This window comes from Bradyrhizobium sp., from assembly GCF_049581145.1.
Lineage (GTDB): Bacteria > Pseudomonadota > Alphaproteobacteria > Rhizobiales > Xanthobacteraceae > Bradyrhizobium.
On the sequence record NZ_JBAURI010000212.1, the window covers coordinates 1 to 15,236 of the forward strand.

General features: G+C 64.3%; 15 protein-coding genes and 1 pseudogene. 7 read left to right on the forward strand and 9 right to left on the reverse strand.

Annotation, left to right across the window (positions count from 1 at the left end; genetic code table 11):
- A partial coding sequence (locus WCB02_RS07090) for a dynamin family protein (protein WP_423957122.1) occupies positions 1–1,381 on the forward strand: 1,381 nt, incomplete at its 5' end.
- 158 nt (positions 1,382–1,539) lie between these two features.
- Here the strand turns inward: WCB02_RS07090 and groL are convergent.
- Together groL and WCB02_RS07100 are read right to left on the reverse strand one after the other, a co-directional pair.
- Positions 1,540–3,186 (reverse strand): chaperonin GroEL, encoded by a 1,647-nt coding sequence (gene groL, locus WCB02_RS07095; protein WP_423957123.1) that lies wholly within the window; start codon positions 3,184–3,186, stop codon positions 1,540–1,542.
- A 109-nt stretch (positions 3,187–3,295) separates the two neighbouring features.
- Positions 3,296–3,613 (reverse strand): co-chaperone GroES, encoded by a 318-nt coding sequence (locus tag WCB02_RS07100; RefSeq protein ID WP_423957124.1) that lies wholly within the window; start codon positions 3,611–3,613, stop codon positions 3,296–3,298.
- 393 nt (positions 3,614–4,006) lie between these two features.
- Here WCB02_RS07100 and WCB02_RS07105 point away from each other — a divergent pair, with 393 nt between their 5' ends.
- On the forward strand, positions 4,007–4,294 hold the full coding sequence (locus WCB02_RS07105; protein ID WP_423957125.1) for an usg protein: 288 nt from the start codon (positions 4,007–4,009) through the stop codon (positions 4,292–4,294).
- Between the two features lie 265 nt (positions 4,295–4,559).
- Positions 4,560–5,105, forward strand: a complete 546-nt coding sequence (locus WCB02_RS07110; RefSeq protein ID WP_423957126.1) for a cupin — start codon at positions 4,560–4,562, stop codon at positions 5,103–5,105.
- Positions 5,106–5,129: 24 nt separating this feature from the next.
- Here WCB02_RS07110 and WCB02_RS07115 read toward each other — a convergent pair whose 3' ends face one another.
- A complete protein-coding gene (locus WCB02_RS07115) occupies positions 5,130–6,383 on the reverse strand; it encodes a NupC/NupG family nucleoside CNT transporter (RefSeq protein WP_423957136.1) in 1,254 nt (417 codons plus the stop codon).
- A gap of 238 nt (positions 6,384–6,621) precedes the next feature.
- Between WCB02_RS07115 and WCB02_RS07120 the strand changes: the two genes are divergently transcribed.
- Positions 6,622–7,845, forward strand: a complete 1,224-nt coding sequence (locus WCB02_RS07120) for an MFS transporter (RefSeq protein ID WP_423957127.1) — start codon at positions 6,622–6,624, stop codon at positions 7,843–7,845.
- A gap of 107 nt (positions 7,846–7,952) precedes the next feature.
- Here the strand turns inward: WCB02_RS07120 and WCB02_RS07125 are convergent, their stop codons facing one another.
- The 6 genes from WCB02_RS07125 to WCB02_RS07150 all read right to left on the reverse strand — a co-directional run bounded on the left by WCB02_RS07125 (position 7,953) and on the right by WCB02_RS07150 (position 13,279).
- Entirely contained in the window at positions 7,953–8,711 is a 759-nt protein-coding gene (locus WCB02_RS07125; RefSeq protein WP_423957128.1) for an SDR family oxidoreductase, read from the reverse strand.
- 19 nt (positions 8,712–8,730) lie between these two features.
- Positions 8,731–9,489 carry a peptidase gene (locus WCB02_RS07130; protein ID WP_423957129.1) on the reverse strand — a complete coding sequence of 253 codons (759 nt, stop codon included), beginning with the start codon at positions 9,487–9,489 and terminating at the stop codon, positions 8,731–8,733.
- On the reverse strand, positions 9,486–9,737 hold the full coding sequence (locus WCB02_RS07135; protein WP_423957130.1) for a hypothetical protein: 252 nt from the start codon (positions 9,735–9,737) through the stop codon (positions 9,486–9,488). The genes WCB02_RS07130 and WCB02_RS07135 overlap by 4 nt, the downstream gene beginning before the upstream one ends.
- Positions 9,738–9,842: 105 nt before the next feature.
- The gene (locus tag WCB02_RS07140) at positions 9,843–10,685 is read right to left on the reverse strand and encodes a transglutaminase family protein (protein ID WP_423957131.1); all 843 of its coding nucleotides are present in this window, start codon (positions 10,683–10,685) and stop codon (positions 9,843–9,845) included.
- A 199-nt stretch (positions 10,686–10,884) separates the two neighbouring features.
- Positions 10,885–11,829, reverse strand: a complete 945-nt coding sequence (locus tag WCB02_RS07145) for an alpha-E domain-containing protein (protein WP_423957132.1) — start codon at positions 11,827–11,829, stop codon at positions 10,885–10,887.
- A 31-nt stretch (positions 11,830–11,860) separates the two neighbouring features.
- Positions 11,861–13,279, reverse strand: a complete 1,419-nt coding sequence (locus WCB02_RS07150; protein ID WP_423957133.1) for a circularly permuted type 2 ATP-grasp protein — start codon at positions 13,277–13,279, stop codon at positions 11,861–11,863.
- Positions 13,280–13,590: 311 nt separating this feature from the next.
- On the opposite strand from WCB02_RS07150, the gene WCB02_RS07155 reads away from it, so the two are divergent.
- The 3 genes and pseudogenes from WCB02_RS07155 to WCB02_RS07165 form a co-directional block, all read left to right on the forward strand.
- Positions 13,591–14,328 (forward strand): competence/damage-inducible protein A, encoded by a 738-nt coding sequence (locus WCB02_RS07155; RefSeq protein WP_423957134.1) that lies wholly within the window; start codon positions 13,591–13,593, stop codon positions 14,326–14,328.
- A gap of 129 nt (positions 14,329–14,457) precedes the next feature.
- Positions 14,458–14,985 (forward strand): xanthine phosphoribosyltransferase, encoded by a 528-nt coding sequence (gene gpt, locus WCB02_RS07160; protein ID WP_423957135.1) that lies wholly within the window; start codon positions 14,458–14,460, stop codon positions 14,983–14,985.
- Between the two features lie 38 nt (positions 14,986–15,023).
- A pseudogene (locus WCB02_RS07165) lies at positions 15,024–15,236 on the forward strand (hypothetical protein); the annotation flags it as partial.

The window sequence follows — 15,236 nt, forward strand, 5'->3', positions numbered from 1 at the left end:
GGGCCTCGTTCGAGCGACGGGGACTCATAGCGACCACGAAACCAGCGCGAGTTTGCCCGGCTTCGGCGCGTCGATGATGGAACCGCAGCGACTGACGGACGGCTTCGATTCCCCGGGCTCCGGGCGGCTGATTCGTATCGGACTGTTTGGCGAATTCAGCGCCGGCAAATCGTCGGTTGCCAACCTGCTGCTGGGCCGCGAGGTACTGCCCACGGCAGTGCTCTCGAGCACGCGTCGCTCGACCGTAGTGCGCTACGCGCCTGAACTCCAGATCGAGGCGATCAATCACGATGGCTCGCGGGAGATGGTGTCTCCGGATGCGATGGCCGCATTGTCCCGGGAGGACATCAGCCGCTTCGACATAGGACTGCCGAATCCACTGCTTCGCCATATCGAGTTGCTCGACACCGCAGGCTTTGCCGATCCCTATCAGGACAATCGCCGGACGTTGGACGTCGTCGACAGCGTCGATATCTGCATCTGGTGCACGCTCGCGACCCAGGCCTGGCGCCGCAGCGAGCAACAGACATGGCTCGGCCTGCCTGCGCGGTTGCGCAGCAGCGGCATCCTGGTCGCCACCCACGCCGACAATTTGACCCGCGCGCGGGACCTGCAGCGGGTGAAGGCCAGGCTGCAACGGGAAACCGGGGAGCTGTTCGCCTCGATCGTGCTGCTCGCGGTACCCGATGCGATACGCGGCCGGGGTGCGGACGATCTGATTGCGGATCCCGAGCTGTGGCGGGCAAGCGGTGGGGAGAACCTGCTGGCCGCGATCCGACACGCGGTTTCAAACCTTGTGCAGCTGCGACGACGGGATGTCGGCGCAGCCCGCAAGACCGACGAGAGGGACGAAAAACAACAGGCTGCGCCGCGCGGGATCGAACAGGAGCTGGCGGCTGTAGCCGTTGACTCCGGTGCGTCTCAATTCAGACCGGCATTGACCGCGAACCCGCCTGTCGCGGAGTTGGGCGATCCAGAGGCGGAAGCCTTATTGTCGAGAGTGATGACGGCGGTGCCGCTCTGTCTGAGCGCCGCCTGGATCGATCTGAGGACGCGCCGAGTCATGCATTGCAGCGGCCTCGATGCGGAAGACATGGCCGAGTCTCCGTCGCTGGGCGCCGCGATCTCCGAGCTGTTTCAGGGTGACAACGTCCAGAAGATCGAGACTCTCTTCAGGCGTGCCCGGGGGCGGAGCGCAGATGAAAACCACTACTTCCAAGAGATCGTGATCGTCGCATCGGATTGCCTGAGCATCATGCTCAGAAGTCCGTCCAGAGCCGACCGTGCCCTGGTCGTGGTCACCGACAAGGCCGCGAGCCTTGGTCTGGTGCTGACGACAACACGACGACTGCTGTTGTCCTTCGCAGCGCCGGTCGCATGACTTGCGAGCAGGAAATACGGCGCGCTTATCAGGCGTGACCGACGGTGTCGTGTCGGGGGCGTCCCGGAATGACGGGAAAGCAAGTCTGGCAAAAACAAAAACCCCGGCATCGCTGCCGGGGTTTTGCATTCTCGTGTGGTTGCCTTGAGGAGCCGGACTTAGAAGTCCATGCCGCCCATGCCGCCGCCCGGGGGCATACCGCCGCCGCCGCCGCCGGCGTTCTTCTTCGGCAGTTCGGCGACCATGGCTTCGGTGGTGATCAGCAGCGCCGCCACGGAGGCGGCGTTCTGGATCGCCGCGCGAACCACCTTGGTCGGGTCGATGATGCCCTTGGTGACCAGGTTGCCGTACTCGCCGCTCTGGGAGTCGAAGCCGTAGGCATATTGATCCTTCTCGAGGATCTTGCCGACGATCACCGAGCCGTCCTCGCCCGCGTTGATCGCGATCTGGCGCGCCGGCCAGGACAGTGCCTTGCGCACGATCTCGACGCCGGTCTTCTGGTCGTCGTTCTTGGTGCGGATGCCCTTGAGCTGTTCGGAAGCACGGAGCAGGGCGACGCCGCCGCCGGGGACGATGCCTTCCTCGACCGCTGCGCGGGTGGCATGCATCGCGTCATCAACGCGATCCTTGCGCTCCTTGACCTCGACCTCGGTCGCGCCGCCGACGCGGATCACCGCGACGCCGCCCGCGAGCTTGGCCAGACGCTCCTGCAGCTTCTCACGGTCGTAGTCCGAGGTGGTCTCCTCGATCTGCGCCTTGATCTGCGACACGCGCGCCTCGATGTCGACCTTCTTGCCGGCGCCGTTGACGATCGTGGTGTTCTCCTTGTCGATCATCACCTTTTTGGCGCGACCGAGCATGGCGAGCGTGACGTTCTCGAGCTTGATGCCGAGATCTTCCGAGATCGCCTGGCCGCCGGTCAGGATCGCGATGTCCTGCAGCATGGCCTTGCGGCGATCGCCGAAGCCCGGCGCCTTGACGGCGGCGACCTTCAGACCGCCGCGCAGACGGTTGACGACCAGGGTGGCGAGCGCCTCGCCCTCGACGTCTTCCGCGACGATGACCAGCGGCTTGCCGGTCTGCACCACGGCTTCGAGCAGCGGCAGCAGCTCGTTCAGCGAGGAGAGCTTCTTCTCGTTGATCAGGATGTAGGCGTCTTCCATCTCGACGCGCATCTTGTCGGCGTTGGTGATGAAGTAGGGCGAGATGTAGCCGCGGTCGAACTGCATGCCCTCGACGACGTCGAGCTCGGTCTCCAGCGACTTGGCTTCCTCAACCGTGATGACGCCCTCGTTGCCGACCTTCTTCATGGCATCGGCCAGGAACTTGCCGATTTCGGCATCGCCGTTGGCCGAGATGGTGCCGACCTGGGCGATCTCCTCGTTGGAGGTGACCTTCTTGGAGTTCTTCTGCAGGTCCGCAACCACGGCCTCGACCGCGAGGTCGATACCGCGCTTGAGGTCCATCGGGTTCATGCCGGCGGCAACCGACTTGGCGCCTTCACGGACGATCGCTGCGGCCAGAACCGTCGCGGTGGTGGTGCCGTCGCCGGCCGCGTCGGCCGACTTGGAGGCGACTTCGCGCACCATCTGGGCGCCCATGTTCTCGAACTTGTCCTCGAGCTCGATCTCCTTGGCGACGGTGACGCCGTCCTTGGTGATGCGGGGAGCGCCGAACGACTTGTCGAGAACGACGTTGCGGCCCTTAGGACCGAGCGTCACCTTCACGGCATTTGCGAGGATGTCGACACCGCGCAGCATGCGGTCGCGGGCATCAACGCCGAATTTCACATCTTTTGCTGACATATTGGTTGGTTTCCCTGAGTTGACTGGTATCTCACCCTGTCGGGTGTGTCTCACCCCTTCGGCCAGCGCCCGCAGGCGCTCCTCAGGGTGAGCGGATGGGGGCTTGAGCTTAGGCCGCAGCCTTCTTCTTGGTGGCGACGTCGGTGAGAACGCCCATGATGTCGCTCTCCTTCATGATCAACAGCTCCTGGCCGTCGATCTTGACCTCGGTGCCCGACCATTTGCCGAACAGCACGCGGTCGCCGACCTGAACATCGATCGGGATCAGCTTGCCGCTTTCGTCGCGACCACCGGGGCCGACGGCGGTCACTTCGCCCTGCGAAGGCTTCTCCTTGGCAGTATCGGGAATGATGATGCCGCCAGCGGTCTTCTCTTCGGCGTCGATGCGCTTGACCACGACGCGGTCGTGAAGCGGACGGAATTTCATGCAGTCCTCCTAAGATCCTGGATTTGTTAGAGAGTTTCTGGGGTTTGGCAGTCAATGCCAGCGAGTGCCAGCACGAGCACCTTGGACATATGGCAGAGTTGTGTGCCGGGCAAGGCCCTTAGCAGAAAAATTAGCACTCGGACGAGCGGCCTGCCAAAATTCTCGATCATGCTTAATAATTGTGGAACGGAACGTGAAATACCGTATTAGCACGCGCGGTAAGCTGCTGCTAACGCAAGATTTTTCAACAATGCGTTAAACATTTGGGCTTGTGATGAATTGGTATCGTGCGTCACATTTCTCTCATGTGAGCGCATCTTGACCGGGTGGCTGACGGGTGAATCTCTGGGCAACGGCCACCCCCGAAAATGCGCTCCAGCAATGGAGGTTGGCATGGTGTCGAGGGTTGGGGCTGTTTCCGAGGATTTCAGGAAGCAGGTTCTGGGTTACGGGCTGACGACGGCGCAGATTCTGTATCGGATGCCCGATCACCCGTCACTGCTACAAACCTACGTCTGGCAGAATTACGATCTGTTTCCGAAATTCCCGGCGCTGCGGGACTTCCTGCAGTTCTGGCAGCAGAAGCTCGAAGGTCCGCTGTTCGCGGTCACCGTGGCGCACTCCAAGCTGATCAAGCCCGCCGAGCTGCGCGCCGTGGACGGCGTGTTCCGGCTGCATTGACGTAATCGCGCAGGGTAGACAGAGCCGCCGGGTCGTGCCGTGGGTGTGCCCGCGGCGCGCGCGGTGGGCTCGGCGCCAAGGCTTCGTATGGTGGGCCAAGCGAAGCGCGCCCACCATTTGCCTCTCGCCCAGAAACGGTGGGCGGCAAAGGCGCGCCTGAGCCCACCTTGCAAGTCTCCCGTCTGCCGCGGATAAGCTGCTTTTGCCCGCCCGGCCAGACAGTTGTGTGCTAGCTTTTCCTCCCGGAAACGGAAGGGAGAGAAACATGGCCACCAGGAAGCTGAAGCAGAAACGAGTCTCGCGGCCCGCCGCCAAGACCGCCGCGCAGAAGAAATCGCCGGCGCGCAAGGTCGCCGGCAAAACCGCCGCGCGCAAGACGATCAAGAGCAAAGGCCGCGCGACGCCAGCAGCGAAGCGTGCGCAGCCGAAGCAGCGCATCGCGATCAGCCATCACCGCGACGAGGATTTCAAGGCCGACGGCCTGCGCGCCTATGCGACCTACCGTGACCTGGGCATTGTCGAGGCCAGTGGCGGGGCGGCGCGGGCGCATGTGATCCGGCTGCTCGGACCGTGCAATCCCGAGGAAGTCTCAAAACTGCATTTCCACGACGTCGACTTTCAGATGGTCTATGTGCTGAAGGGCTGGGTGAAGACCTACATGGAAGGCGAGGGCGAGAACCTGATGCAACAGGGCAGTGCCTGGACCCAGCCGCCGCGCGTCAAGCACATGATCCTGGACTATTCCGACGACGTCGAACTGCTCGAGGTGATTCTGCCGGCGGAGTTCAAGACGGTCGAATTGAGCGCGTGAGACGCCGTCATTCGGCGCGACAGATCAGTCGAGCAGCCCCACGATCGCGCCCATCAGGCAGGTCGTCAGCGTGCCCGAGACGATCGATTTCAACCCCAGCGCGTTGATCTCGTCGCGCCGCTCCGGCGCCATGGTGCCGAGCCCGCCGATCATGATGCCGAGGCTGCCGAAATTGGCGAAGCCGCACATCGCATAGAGCATGATCAGCTTGGAACGGGGATCGAGCGCGTCGGGCGCGAGTTTCGACAGGTCGACATAGGCGATCAGTTCGTTCAGCACCGTCTTGGTGCCCATCAGGCTTCCCGCGGTGACCGCCTGCGACCAGGGCAGGCCCATCAGCCAGCACACCGGCGCCATCAATAGCCCGAGGATCCGCTGCAACGAGATCGCCGCGCCGCCGACGTCAGGTAGCAGCGACAGGATCGCATTGGCAAGATGCACCAGCGCCACCAGCACGATCAGCATGGCGACGATGTTGAGCAGGAGCTCGAGTCCGGCGGTGGTGCCCTTGACGATCGCATCCATGGTCGAGGACGCGTGCATCTTGGGATCCTCGCCAAGCGCGCCGCCGGTCAGGCGGTCGGTGGTCTCTGGCACCATGATCAGGCTGATCAGGATCGCACCCGGCGCGCCGAGCACGGAGGCGATCACGAAATGCGCCGCGGCATCTGGAATCAAAGGCGCAAGAAGCGTGGCGTAGAGCACGAGCACGGTGCCCGCGATTCCCGCCATGCCGCCGGTCATCACCAGGAACAATTCGCTGCGCGTCATCTGCGCCAGATAGGGCCGCACGAACAGCGGCGCTTCGACCATGCCGAGGAAGATGTTGGCGGCAGTGGACAGCCCGACCGCGCCGCCGACGCCGAGCGCGCGTTCCAGCAGCCACGCCATGCCGCGCACCACCGGCGGCAGGATGCGCCAGTAGAACAACAACGTGGTCAGCACGCTCATCACCAGCACGATGGGCAGCGCCTGAAACGCCAGGATGAAATCCGAACCCGGCGTCTTCGGATCGAACGGCAGCGGTCCGCCGCCGAGATAGCCGAACACGAAGGAGGTGCCCGCGCGCGAGGCGGACGAGATCGCGCCGACGGCATCGTTGATGGTGCCGAACGCATGCGCCACCAGCGGCAGCTTGATCAGCGCCACGGCGGTGACGATGGTCGCCACCAGGCCGATCGCCGCCTGCCGGATCGAAACCGCGCGGCGATTCTCGCCAAAAGCCCACGCGATCGCGAGCAACGCGAAGATACCGAACGCCGATTGCAATTGCAGCATGCCGCCCCCGAACCGGATCGAGTATGGCCGTGAGGAAGCGCAAAGCGCAATGCCATGGGCGGCATGCAGGCATGACAGGCGGCCATGACCAGCGGCGATGACGGGATGACGGCTCAACGCCGCCCAGCCCTGCGCGCGTGGCATTGACAAAGCGGCAAGGGTCGGCCACGGCGTGGGCCAGAGAGCGGATGCGAGCGTGTCGCTTGCAGCGGCTCATCGCGCAGGAACCGCCCGAAGAATGTCTGCCATCATGCCAATCGGCGCCGGTGCGCTGCTCAGGCAAAGATCGTTTCTGTATTTTCTGCTGTCGCGGAGCCTCTCGCGCTTTTCCACCCAGATCGCCGGCGTCGCGATCGGCTGGCAGGTCTACGATCTCACCGGCAGCGCCTTCGTGCTCGGCATGGTGGGGCTGATCCAGTTCCTGCCGACGGCGCTGTTGGTGTTCGTCGCCGGCCACGCGGCCGACCGTTACGAACGCAAGCGGGTGGTGCAACTGTGCCAGCTGGCCGAGGCGCTGACGGCGTTGTTTCTGGCCTGGGGCGCCTATGGCGGCTGGCTCAGCGTTGTCGATATCTTCATCGCAACCGCCGTGCTCGGCACCGCAGGTGCCTTCGAAAGCCCGACGACGGCGGCGATGCTGCCGCTGATCGTGCCGCAGGGGACGCTGCAACGCGCGACCGCGCTGTCGAGCGGCTCGACGCAGATCGCCACCATCGCCGGCCCCGCGCTCGGCGGCCTCGCCTACGCGCTCTCGCCCGCGATGCCCTATGGCGTGATGCTGTTGTTCTGGCTGCTGGGCGTGCTGTTCACGGGCATGATCCTGGTCGATCATCCGGACACGGCCAAGGATTCCGGGACGCCAGCCGATCTGTTCGCCGGCGTCCGCTTCATCCGCGCCAATCCTGCGATCCTGGGCACGATCTCGCTCGACCTGTTTGCGGTGCTGTTCGGCGGCGTGGTCGCGCTGTTGCCGATCTATGCGCGCGACATCCTGATGACCGGCCCGAGCGGCCTCGGCATCCTGCGCGCCGCGCCCGCAGTCGGCGCGCTGGTGATGACCGCGCTGTTGGCCCGCAACACCATCAGCGGCCGGGTGGGTCTGCGCATGTTCCAGGCCGTGATCATCTTCGGCGCGGCAACCGTGGTGTTCGCGGTCTCGCACTGGATGGTGCTCTCGGTACTGGCGCTCGCGATCCTCGGCGCCGCCGATACGATCAGCGTGGTGATCCGCTTCTCGCTGGTCCAGCTCGCGACCCCGAACGAGATGCGCGGCCGGGTCGGCGCGGTGAACTTCCTGTTCATCAATGCGTCCAACCAGCTCGGCCAGTTCGAGAGCGGCGTCACCGCGGCCCTGTTCGGCGCGATGCCGGCCGCCGTGCTCGGCGGCGTCGCCACCATCGGCGTCGCGCTGCTGTGGATGAGGCTGTTTCCGTCGCTGCGCACGGTGGAGCGGCTGGAGTAGGCGGTTGCCTGTATTGTGACGAGCGCAGTGACGAAGCTATCCATATTTTCCACGTGGACGACGGATTTGCTTCGCTGCGCTCGCAATGACGGCGGGAGTTGCGCCGCCTACCCCCGTCCGACGAACGGCATCTTGCTGGCCATGACGGTCATGAACAGCACATTGGCATCGAGCGGCAGGCTTGCCATGTAGGCGACGGCGTCGCCGACTGCTTTCGCATCCATGCGCGGCTCCGGCATCTTGTGGCCGTCGGGCTGCAGCACGCCGTCGACCATGCGGTCGGTCATCGGGGTTGCGGCATTGCCGATGTCGATCTGGCCGACCGCGATGTCATAGGCGCGGCCGTCGAGATTGCTCGCCTTGGTCAGGCCGGTGATGGCATGCTTGGTCGAGGTATAGGCCGCGGAAAACGGCCGCGGCGCATGCGCCGAGATCGAGCCGTTGTTGATGATGCGTCCGCCGCGCGGGGTCTGGTCCTTCATGATGCGGAACGCGTGCTGCGTGCACAGGAATGGGCCGGTGAGATTGGTGTTCACGACGGCCTGCCATTGCGCCAGCCCGAGATCCTCGAACGGCACCGGCGGGGCGCCCATGCCGGCATTGTTGAACAGCACGTCGAGCCGGCCATAAGCCTCCATCACCTTGGCGAACAGCGCGCCGATCGATCCTGGATCGGTCATGTCGGCAGCGACGGGGAGGCTCTTGCCGACGGCGTCGCCGAGCTTCCGGGTTTCCTCCAGCTTGTCGATGCGGCGCCCGGCGAGCACCACGGTGAAACCGGCCTTCATCAGCGCCAGCGAGGCTGCGCGTCCGACCCCGGTTCCCGCGCCGGTCACGACAGCGATCTTGTTTGTTGCCTCGGTCATTGTCCTCGCCTTCTCAAGGTTATGGTTTTGCGTCTTGTTCGGTCTTGTAGGGCGGCCGTGGAATGTTCCGGTGCGCCGCGCGCAACGCCGCCGACCAGCGCGAGCGCAGGTCGTGGAAATAGGGTTCGCCGGCCTCGATGCGGTGATTGAGATCGGCATCGCAGACGTCGGACCGCACCACCAGCACGTCGATCGGCAGCCCGACGCCGAGATTGGAGCGCATGGTCGAATCCATCGAGATCAGGCCGGTCTTGAGCGCCTCATAGAGCTCGACATCGTAATGCATGGCGCGGTCCAGCACCGGCTTGCCGTATTTGTGCTCGCCGATCTGCAGATAGGGCGTGTCGGTGGTGCATTCGATGAAGTTGCCTGCCGTATAGACCATGAACAGGCGCATCCGCGAGCCCTTGATCTGGCCGCCGAACAGGAACGACACGTCAAAACTGACATCTTCCGATTTCAGCGCCGGGCCCTCGGTGGCATGCACCAGGCGGATGGCGCGGCCGATGCGCTGCGCCGCCTGGAACATGGTGGGCGCGTTCATCAGCGTTTCGATGTCGCCGGTGTGCGGGTCTTCCAGCCCCTCCGTCAGCGTCGAGAGGACCGACTGGCTGATGGCGAGATTACCGGCGCTGGCGATCGCCAGGATGCGGTCGCCGGGATTTGCGAAGATGTGCAGCTTGCGGAAGGTCGATACGTTGTCGAGGCCGGCATTGGTGCGGGTGTCCGCGATCATGACCAGCCCGTCCCGCACCAGGATTCCGCAACAATAGGTCATTCCCGCTCCCGAGCCGTCCGAATTGCCGGCGGGAAACTAGTAGCGAATTTCGGAACCGCATCCAACCCCGTTTTCCGGGCGGTCCAGCCCGCTCGAGGAAGACAACGATAAAGTTGATCGATGAGGTCGAGCGGAACGCGGCGCGCCTCCTCGATCTCCACGGCGCGCGCGGCAATCTCGCCCGCGATCTCCTCGATGCCGGCGAGCAGGGCTGGGCTCGTGTCACCAAATCGATTTTCATGGCGCATCGGTCGTGGACTCTCTTGCTGGAATCGCATTGCAAGAGCGTTCATCATCCGCGCTACCGCATTGTTTCGGAGTCGCTCATCTCGGTTACCGCGGTAAGACGGCAATCACGACTGCGTCTGGCTCTGCCACTGTCCCGGCCGGGCGGCCTGTTCGACCTTGACCGTGACCGTCAGCGTTTCCATGCCGCCGCCATAGCGGGTACCGCGCACCGGGGCGGCGCCGAGATAGTCGAGCCCGATCGCGATGCGGGCATGCGCGTCGGTGGTGCAGATGCAGTTCGCTGCATCGAACCCGACCCAGCCCAGATCCGGCACGAAGGCTTCGGCCCAGGCATGCCCGGCCTGCTGATGCACCATGCCGTCCGCGCGCAGGAAATGCCCGGAGACGAAGCGCGCCGGCACGCCGGCGGAGCGCGCGCAGGCGATGAAGATATGCGCGTAATCCTGGCACACGCCGCGCTTCAGGCCGAAGGCTTCCACCGCCGAAGTGCCGCTGTTGGTCGGGTCCTCGTCGAACGTCATGTGCTCGTTGATCTGCGTCATCAGCGTGTGCAGGAAGCCCAGCGTGTCGGTCTCCGATTCCGCGCGCAGCTCGCGGCCGAAGTTCGCCATCGCCGGATTGACCGTGGTAAGCGGCGTGGAGCGCAGGAACAGGCTTGGCGGAAAGCGTTCGTCGGTACCGCGCAGCACGCCGCCGGTGTCGTGGGTCTCGATCAGCCCTCCGACCGTGATGGTGAGGTCGGCGATCGGCCCGTGCGTCATCACATGGGTGACATTGCCGAAGGCATCCTCATGCATGTCGAGGCGGGAGTCGGTGGACACGTCGATCTGCCACTCGGCGACGTATTGGCCGTCATGGCTGCCGGGCGTCATCCGCAGGATCTGGATGACGCCGGTCGCGGCCGGCTCGTAGCGGTAGGTGGTGGAATGAGAAATTCGCAGGCGCATGGCGTGTCAACGCGGAGCTGGAGTTCGGCAAGGCAGCTAGGCAAAAGATCGTCATGCCCGGGCAAAAGCGCAAAGCGCGGCTTTGCGCTGGATGTCCCGGGCATCCACGGCCTTCTTTCTTACTGTCGTAAGTTAAAGACCTGGATGGCCGGGACAAGCCCGGCCATGATGGCATTTGGCTGTGTTCGGTTCCAATCCATCAGATCAGATACTGCTTGGTGACGATTTCGCCGAGCCGCGCATTGTCAGCGATGAACTCCTGGATGAATTCGTGCACGCCATGCTGGAAGATGTCGTCCATGTGGCTGTGCTCCAGACGGTTGCGGATGCCGCGGGCGTGGCGCTGCGCGGGGCCCTGGCGGCCATAGGCCACCCCGATCTGGTCGAGATTGCGCACCAGATTGCCGTAGCAGCTGGCGAGCGAGCGCGGCAGCGTGTCGTTGAGGATCAAGAGATCGGCGATCAGCCACGGCTTGAGCGTCTCACGATAGACCCAATGATAGGCCGTCAGCGCCGACACCGAGCGCAGGATCGAGCTCCATTGGTAGAAATCGAGCGGGCCGCCGACATGTTCCTCTTCCGGCAGCAGCACATGGTATTTGACGTCGAGAATCCGCGCGGTGTTGTCGGCGCGCTCCAGATGCAACCCGAGCCGCGAGAACCAGTAGGCGTCGTTGCGCAGCATGGTGCGGTAGGCCGAGCCGTCGAAGCGCAGTGAGGTCTCCTGTACGAAACGGAGGAATCTGGCCAGTTCCTCGCGGGTCGTGGTGCCCTTGCTCCAGACTTCCTGCAGCTCGATCCAGGCCGAGTTGATGGTGTCCCACATCTCGCTGGTGAGCGCGGTGCGCACCGAGCGCGAATTGAGGCGGGCCGCCTCGATGCAGTTCTTGATCGAGGACGGATTGGCAGACGAAAACGACAGGTAGTCGATGACGTTGCGCTCGTTGGCTTCCTCGTAGGTCTGGTAGAAGCTCTGGCTGACGCCGGCGGTCAGCAGCGCGGAGTCCCATTCGTTGGTCTTGCCGATATAGGTGGCGGGCAGCGCGGTGACGCGCAGCGTGGCGTCGATCGTACGCGCGAGATATTCCGCCCGTTCGACATAGCGGGCCAGCCAGTAGAGATTTTCGGCGGTTCGCGACAGCATGCGATGATTGCGCTCTCTCTTCGTCCAGTAACTAGTCGTCCAGAATCCAGGTGTCCTTGGTGCCGCCGCCCTGGCTCGAATTGACCACCAGCGAGCCCTCTTTCAGCGCGACCCGCGTCAATCCGCCGGGTACGATGGTGACATTCTTGCTTCCCGTCAGTACGAACGGCCGCAGGTCGACATGGCGCGGAGCGAGACCGGAGGCGGTGCAGGTCGGACAGGTCGACAGCGCGAGCGTCGGCTGCGCGATGAAGCCTTCCGGCTCGCGCTTCAGCTTGTCGCGAAACGCCTCGATGGTGGCTTTCGTCGCCGCCGGCCCGATCAGCATGCCGTAGCCGCCGGAGCCGTGCACTTCCTTGACCACCAGTTCGCCGAGATGGTCGAGCACGTAGGACAGCTCCTTCGGCTCGCGGCAGCGCCAGGTCGGCACGTTTTTCAGGATCGGCTCCTCGCCGAGATAGAATTTCACGACCTCCGGCATGTAGGAATAGATCGCCTTGTCGTCGGCGATCCCGGTGCCGACCGCGTTCGCCAGCGTGATGTTGCCGGCCATATAGGCCGACATCAGCCCGGGCACGCCGAGCGCGGAATCCGGGCGGAAGGTCAGGGGATCGAGGAAGTCGTCATCGACCCTGCGGTAGATGACGTCGACCCGCTTCAGGCCCTCGGTGGTGCGCATGAAGACCTCGTCGTTCTTGACGATGAGGTCGCGTCCCTCGACCAGCTCGATGCCGAGCTTGTCGGCGAGGAAGGAGTGCTCGTAATAGGCGGAATTGTAGACGCCGGGCGTCATCAGCGCGACCGTCGGTTCGGCGGATGCGCTCAACGGCGCCACCGAGCGCAGGGCCGACAACAGTTCATCCGGATACCGTTCCACCGGCGCCACCCGGTGGCGGGCGAACAGGTCCGGAAACAGCCGCATCATGATTTCGCGGTTTTCCAGCATGTAGGACACCCCCGACGGGGTGCGGGCATTGTCCTCCAGCACGAAAAAATTCTCCGCGTCGACACGGATGATGTCGATGCCGGCGATATGGACATAGACGTCGTGCGGCACGTCCTGGCCGTTCATCTCCGGGCGGAACACCGGGTTCTGGAAGATCAGGTCCTCGGGGACGATCCCGGCCCGCAGGATGTCGCGGCCATGGTAGATGTCGCGCAGAAACATGTTCAGCGCGCGCACCCGCTGCTTCAGGCCCTTTTCCAGCACCGTCCATTCCTTCCCCGAGATGATCCGCGGGATCACGTCGAAGGGGATCAGCCGCTCCTGGGCCTCGGCATCGCCATAGACGGCAAAGGTAATGCCGATCCGGCGGAACAGCAGCTCGGCCTCCTGCCGGCGATATTCGAGGGCTTCTGGCGGCGTCTCTTTCAGCCAGCGGGAGAGTTCGCTATAGGCCGAGCGGAGCTCGCCCGCCGAGCCGTTCATTTCGTCGAACGCGATTGCCATAGAACCTGACGGTCTCCCAAATCACGCAAGGGCAAATCCTGCGATGGCAAATGCTGCGATGGCAAATCTTGCGCCGGCAAGTCTTGCGCTGGACAGTGCATGACTTCACGGGATGGTAGCAAGGCCCGGGCCAGCGCGATATGCATTACCTTGTACTATTTGGTAGGGGATGGTCGCGTCACTGCCTGAAAAAGCGGCGAAGGGGTGGCTATTTCTGCGGCAAAGCTTCATGACTTCAAGATGTTGGCTTGGTCAGGTGCTTGGCTGGGTTAAGTTGTGGGTGAGGCGGGCTTGAGGACGGGGATGAAGTCATGAGCGAGATCGTCACTGCCGGAATCCTGGTGATCGGCGACGAGATCCTGTCCGGGCGGACCAAGGACAAGAACATCGGCTTTATCGCCGAATACCTGACCAATATCGGGATTGATCTGAAGGAAGTGCGGGTCGTCGCCGACGACGAGCCCGACATCATCGCGGCGCTCGACGCGCTGCGCGGGCGGTACACCTACGTCTTTACCACCGGCGGCATCGGGCCGACCCATGACGACATCACCGCCGACAGCGTGGCGAAGGCCTTTGGCGTCGGCATCGATCATCACCCCGAGGTGGTGGCGCGCTTTCGGGAGCGCTGGGGTGCGCAGGACCTCAATGAGGCGCGGCTGCGCATGGCGCGGATTCCCGACGGCGCGGAGCTGATCCAGAGCGCGACCATCCTGGCGCCGGGCTTCAAGATCGGCAATGTCATCGTGATGGCGGGCGTCCCCTCGATCATGCAGGCGATGATGGACATCGTCGCCCCCAAGCTGAAGTCGGGGTTGCGGATGCTGTCGGAATCGGTCCGCGCCAATGCGCGGGAAGGCGACATCGGCGGTCCCCTGCGCCAGATCGCGGGCGCCCATCCGGAGACGATGATCGGCAGCTACCCCTTCATCGACGAGAACCAGAAGCCGAACACCAATCTGGTGGTGCGCTCGCGCGATCCCGAGAAGCTCAATGCCGCCATGAGCGCGGTCAAGGAGATGCTGGCGGGACTTCACGCGACGCGCTAGAGCATGATCCCTCGCGACAACGCGGAACGCGTTTGCGCGGAGATCCTGCTCAAAAACCCGGAGCGGGCCGTCCTGGATTTGGCCTGGCTGGGATCGCGGCGTGATCGGCAGATATCGAAGGAGACGTGCATGGGCGGTGAAGCTCCGGAACTGAGCGCACAGGAGCGGGCCGGCAGGGCCTTTCCGGTCTCGTGGGACCAGTTCCACCGGGATTGCCGGGCGCTGACCTGGCGGCTCAACGAGGTCGGGCCGTTTCACGCGGTGATCGCGATCACGCGCGGCGGGCTGGTGCCGGCGGCGATCGTGGCGCGCGAGCTTGGCGTCCGCGTCATCGATACCGTCTGCATCGCGAGCTACGACCACACCAAGCAGGGCGACCTCCAGGTGCTGAAGGGCATCTCCGCCGACACCGCCGCGCTCGGCGGCGGCACCGGCAAGGGGCTTCTGATCGTCGACGACCTCGTCGATACCGGCAAGACCGGCCGGCTGGTGCGCGAGATGATGCCGGATGCGCATTTCGCCACCGTCTACGCCAAGCCCAAGGGGCGGCCGCTGGTCGATACCTTCATCACCGAGGTGTCGCAGGACACCTGGATCTTCTTCCCCTGGGATACCGCGCTGTCGTTCCAGCCGCCGATCCGCGACGGCGCGGCGTGATTGCTCCGTCACGGCGGGGGTGACGGTCGGGCCGCCCAATGCCGCTGCAAAACCGCGTCACGCCCCGGGGCGACATCATCGCGACGCCGCATCGCGGCCTGTTCACCGGCAATCGCGGCATCATCCACGACCCCGCGACCAGGACCTTGCTCAGGAAACGCTGGTCGAGCCCGGCCTGGCTGACCTGCGTCATCGAATTCCGCGGGCGCCGCCGCCGGGTGATGGGCGGCCGCAGCTGGACCGAGCTGTTC

Excerpts from the sequence above, each read along its gene's own strand:
- WCB02_RS07120 (WP_423957127.1), top strand. The coding sequence starts at position 6,622 with ATGTCTGCCATCATGCCAATCGGCGCCGGTGCGCTGCTCAGGCAAAGA.
- WCB02_RS07145 (WP_423957132.1), bottom strand. The coding sequence starts at position 11,829 with ATGCTGTCGCGAACCGCCGAAAATCTCTACTGGCTGGCCCGCTATGTC.
- gpt (WP_423957135.1), top strand. The coding sequence starts at position 14,458 with ATGGGCGGTGAAGCTCCGGAACTGAGCGCACAGGAGCGGGCCGGCAGG.
- WCB02_RS07105 (WP_423957125.1), top strand. The coding sequence starts at position 4,007 with ATGGTGTCGAGGGTTGGGGCTGTTTCCGAGGATTTCAGGAAGCAGGTT.
- WCB02_RS07130 (WP_423957129.1), bottom strand. The coding sequence starts at position 9,489 with ATGACCTATTGTTGCGGAATCCTGGTGCGGGACGGGCTGGTCATGATC.
- WCB02_RS07125 (WP_423957128.1), bottom strand. The coding sequence starts at position 8,711 with ATGACCGAGGCAACAAACAAGATCGCTGTCGTGACCGGCGCGGGAACC.
- WCB02_RS07100 (WP_423957124.1), bottom strand. The coding sequence starts at position 3,613 with ATGAAATTCCGTCCGCTTCACGACCGCGTCGTGGTCAAGCGCATCGAC.
- WCB02_RS07115 (WP_423957136.1), bottom strand. The coding sequence starts at position 6,383 with ATGCTGCAATTGCAATCGGCGTTCGGTATCTTCGCGTTGCTCGCGATC.
- WCB02_RS07155 (WP_423957134.1), top strand. The coding sequence starts at position 13,591 with ATGAGCGAGATCGTCACTGCCGGAATCCTGGTGATCGGCGACGAGATC.
- groL (WP_423957123.1), bottom strand. The coding sequence starts at position 3,186 with ATGTCAGCAAAAGATGTGAAATTCGGCGTTGATGCCCGCGACCGCATG.
- WCB02_RS07150 (WP_423957133.1), bottom strand. The coding sequence starts at position 13,279 with ATGGCAATCGCGTTCGACGAAATGAACGGCTCGGCGGGCGAGCTCCGC.
- WCB02_RS07140 (WP_423957131.1), bottom strand. The coding sequence starts at position 10,685 with ATGCGCCTGCGAATTTCTCATTCCACCACCTACCGCTACGAGCCGGCC.
- WCB02_RS07135 (WP_423957130.1), bottom strand. The coding sequence starts at position 9,737 with ATGCGCCATGAAAATCGATTTGGTGACACGAGCCCAGCCCTGCTCGCC.
- WCB02_RS07110 (WP_423957126.1), top strand. The coding sequence starts at position 4,560 with ATGGCCACCAGGAAGCTGAAGCAGAAACGAGTCTCGCGGCCCGCCGCC.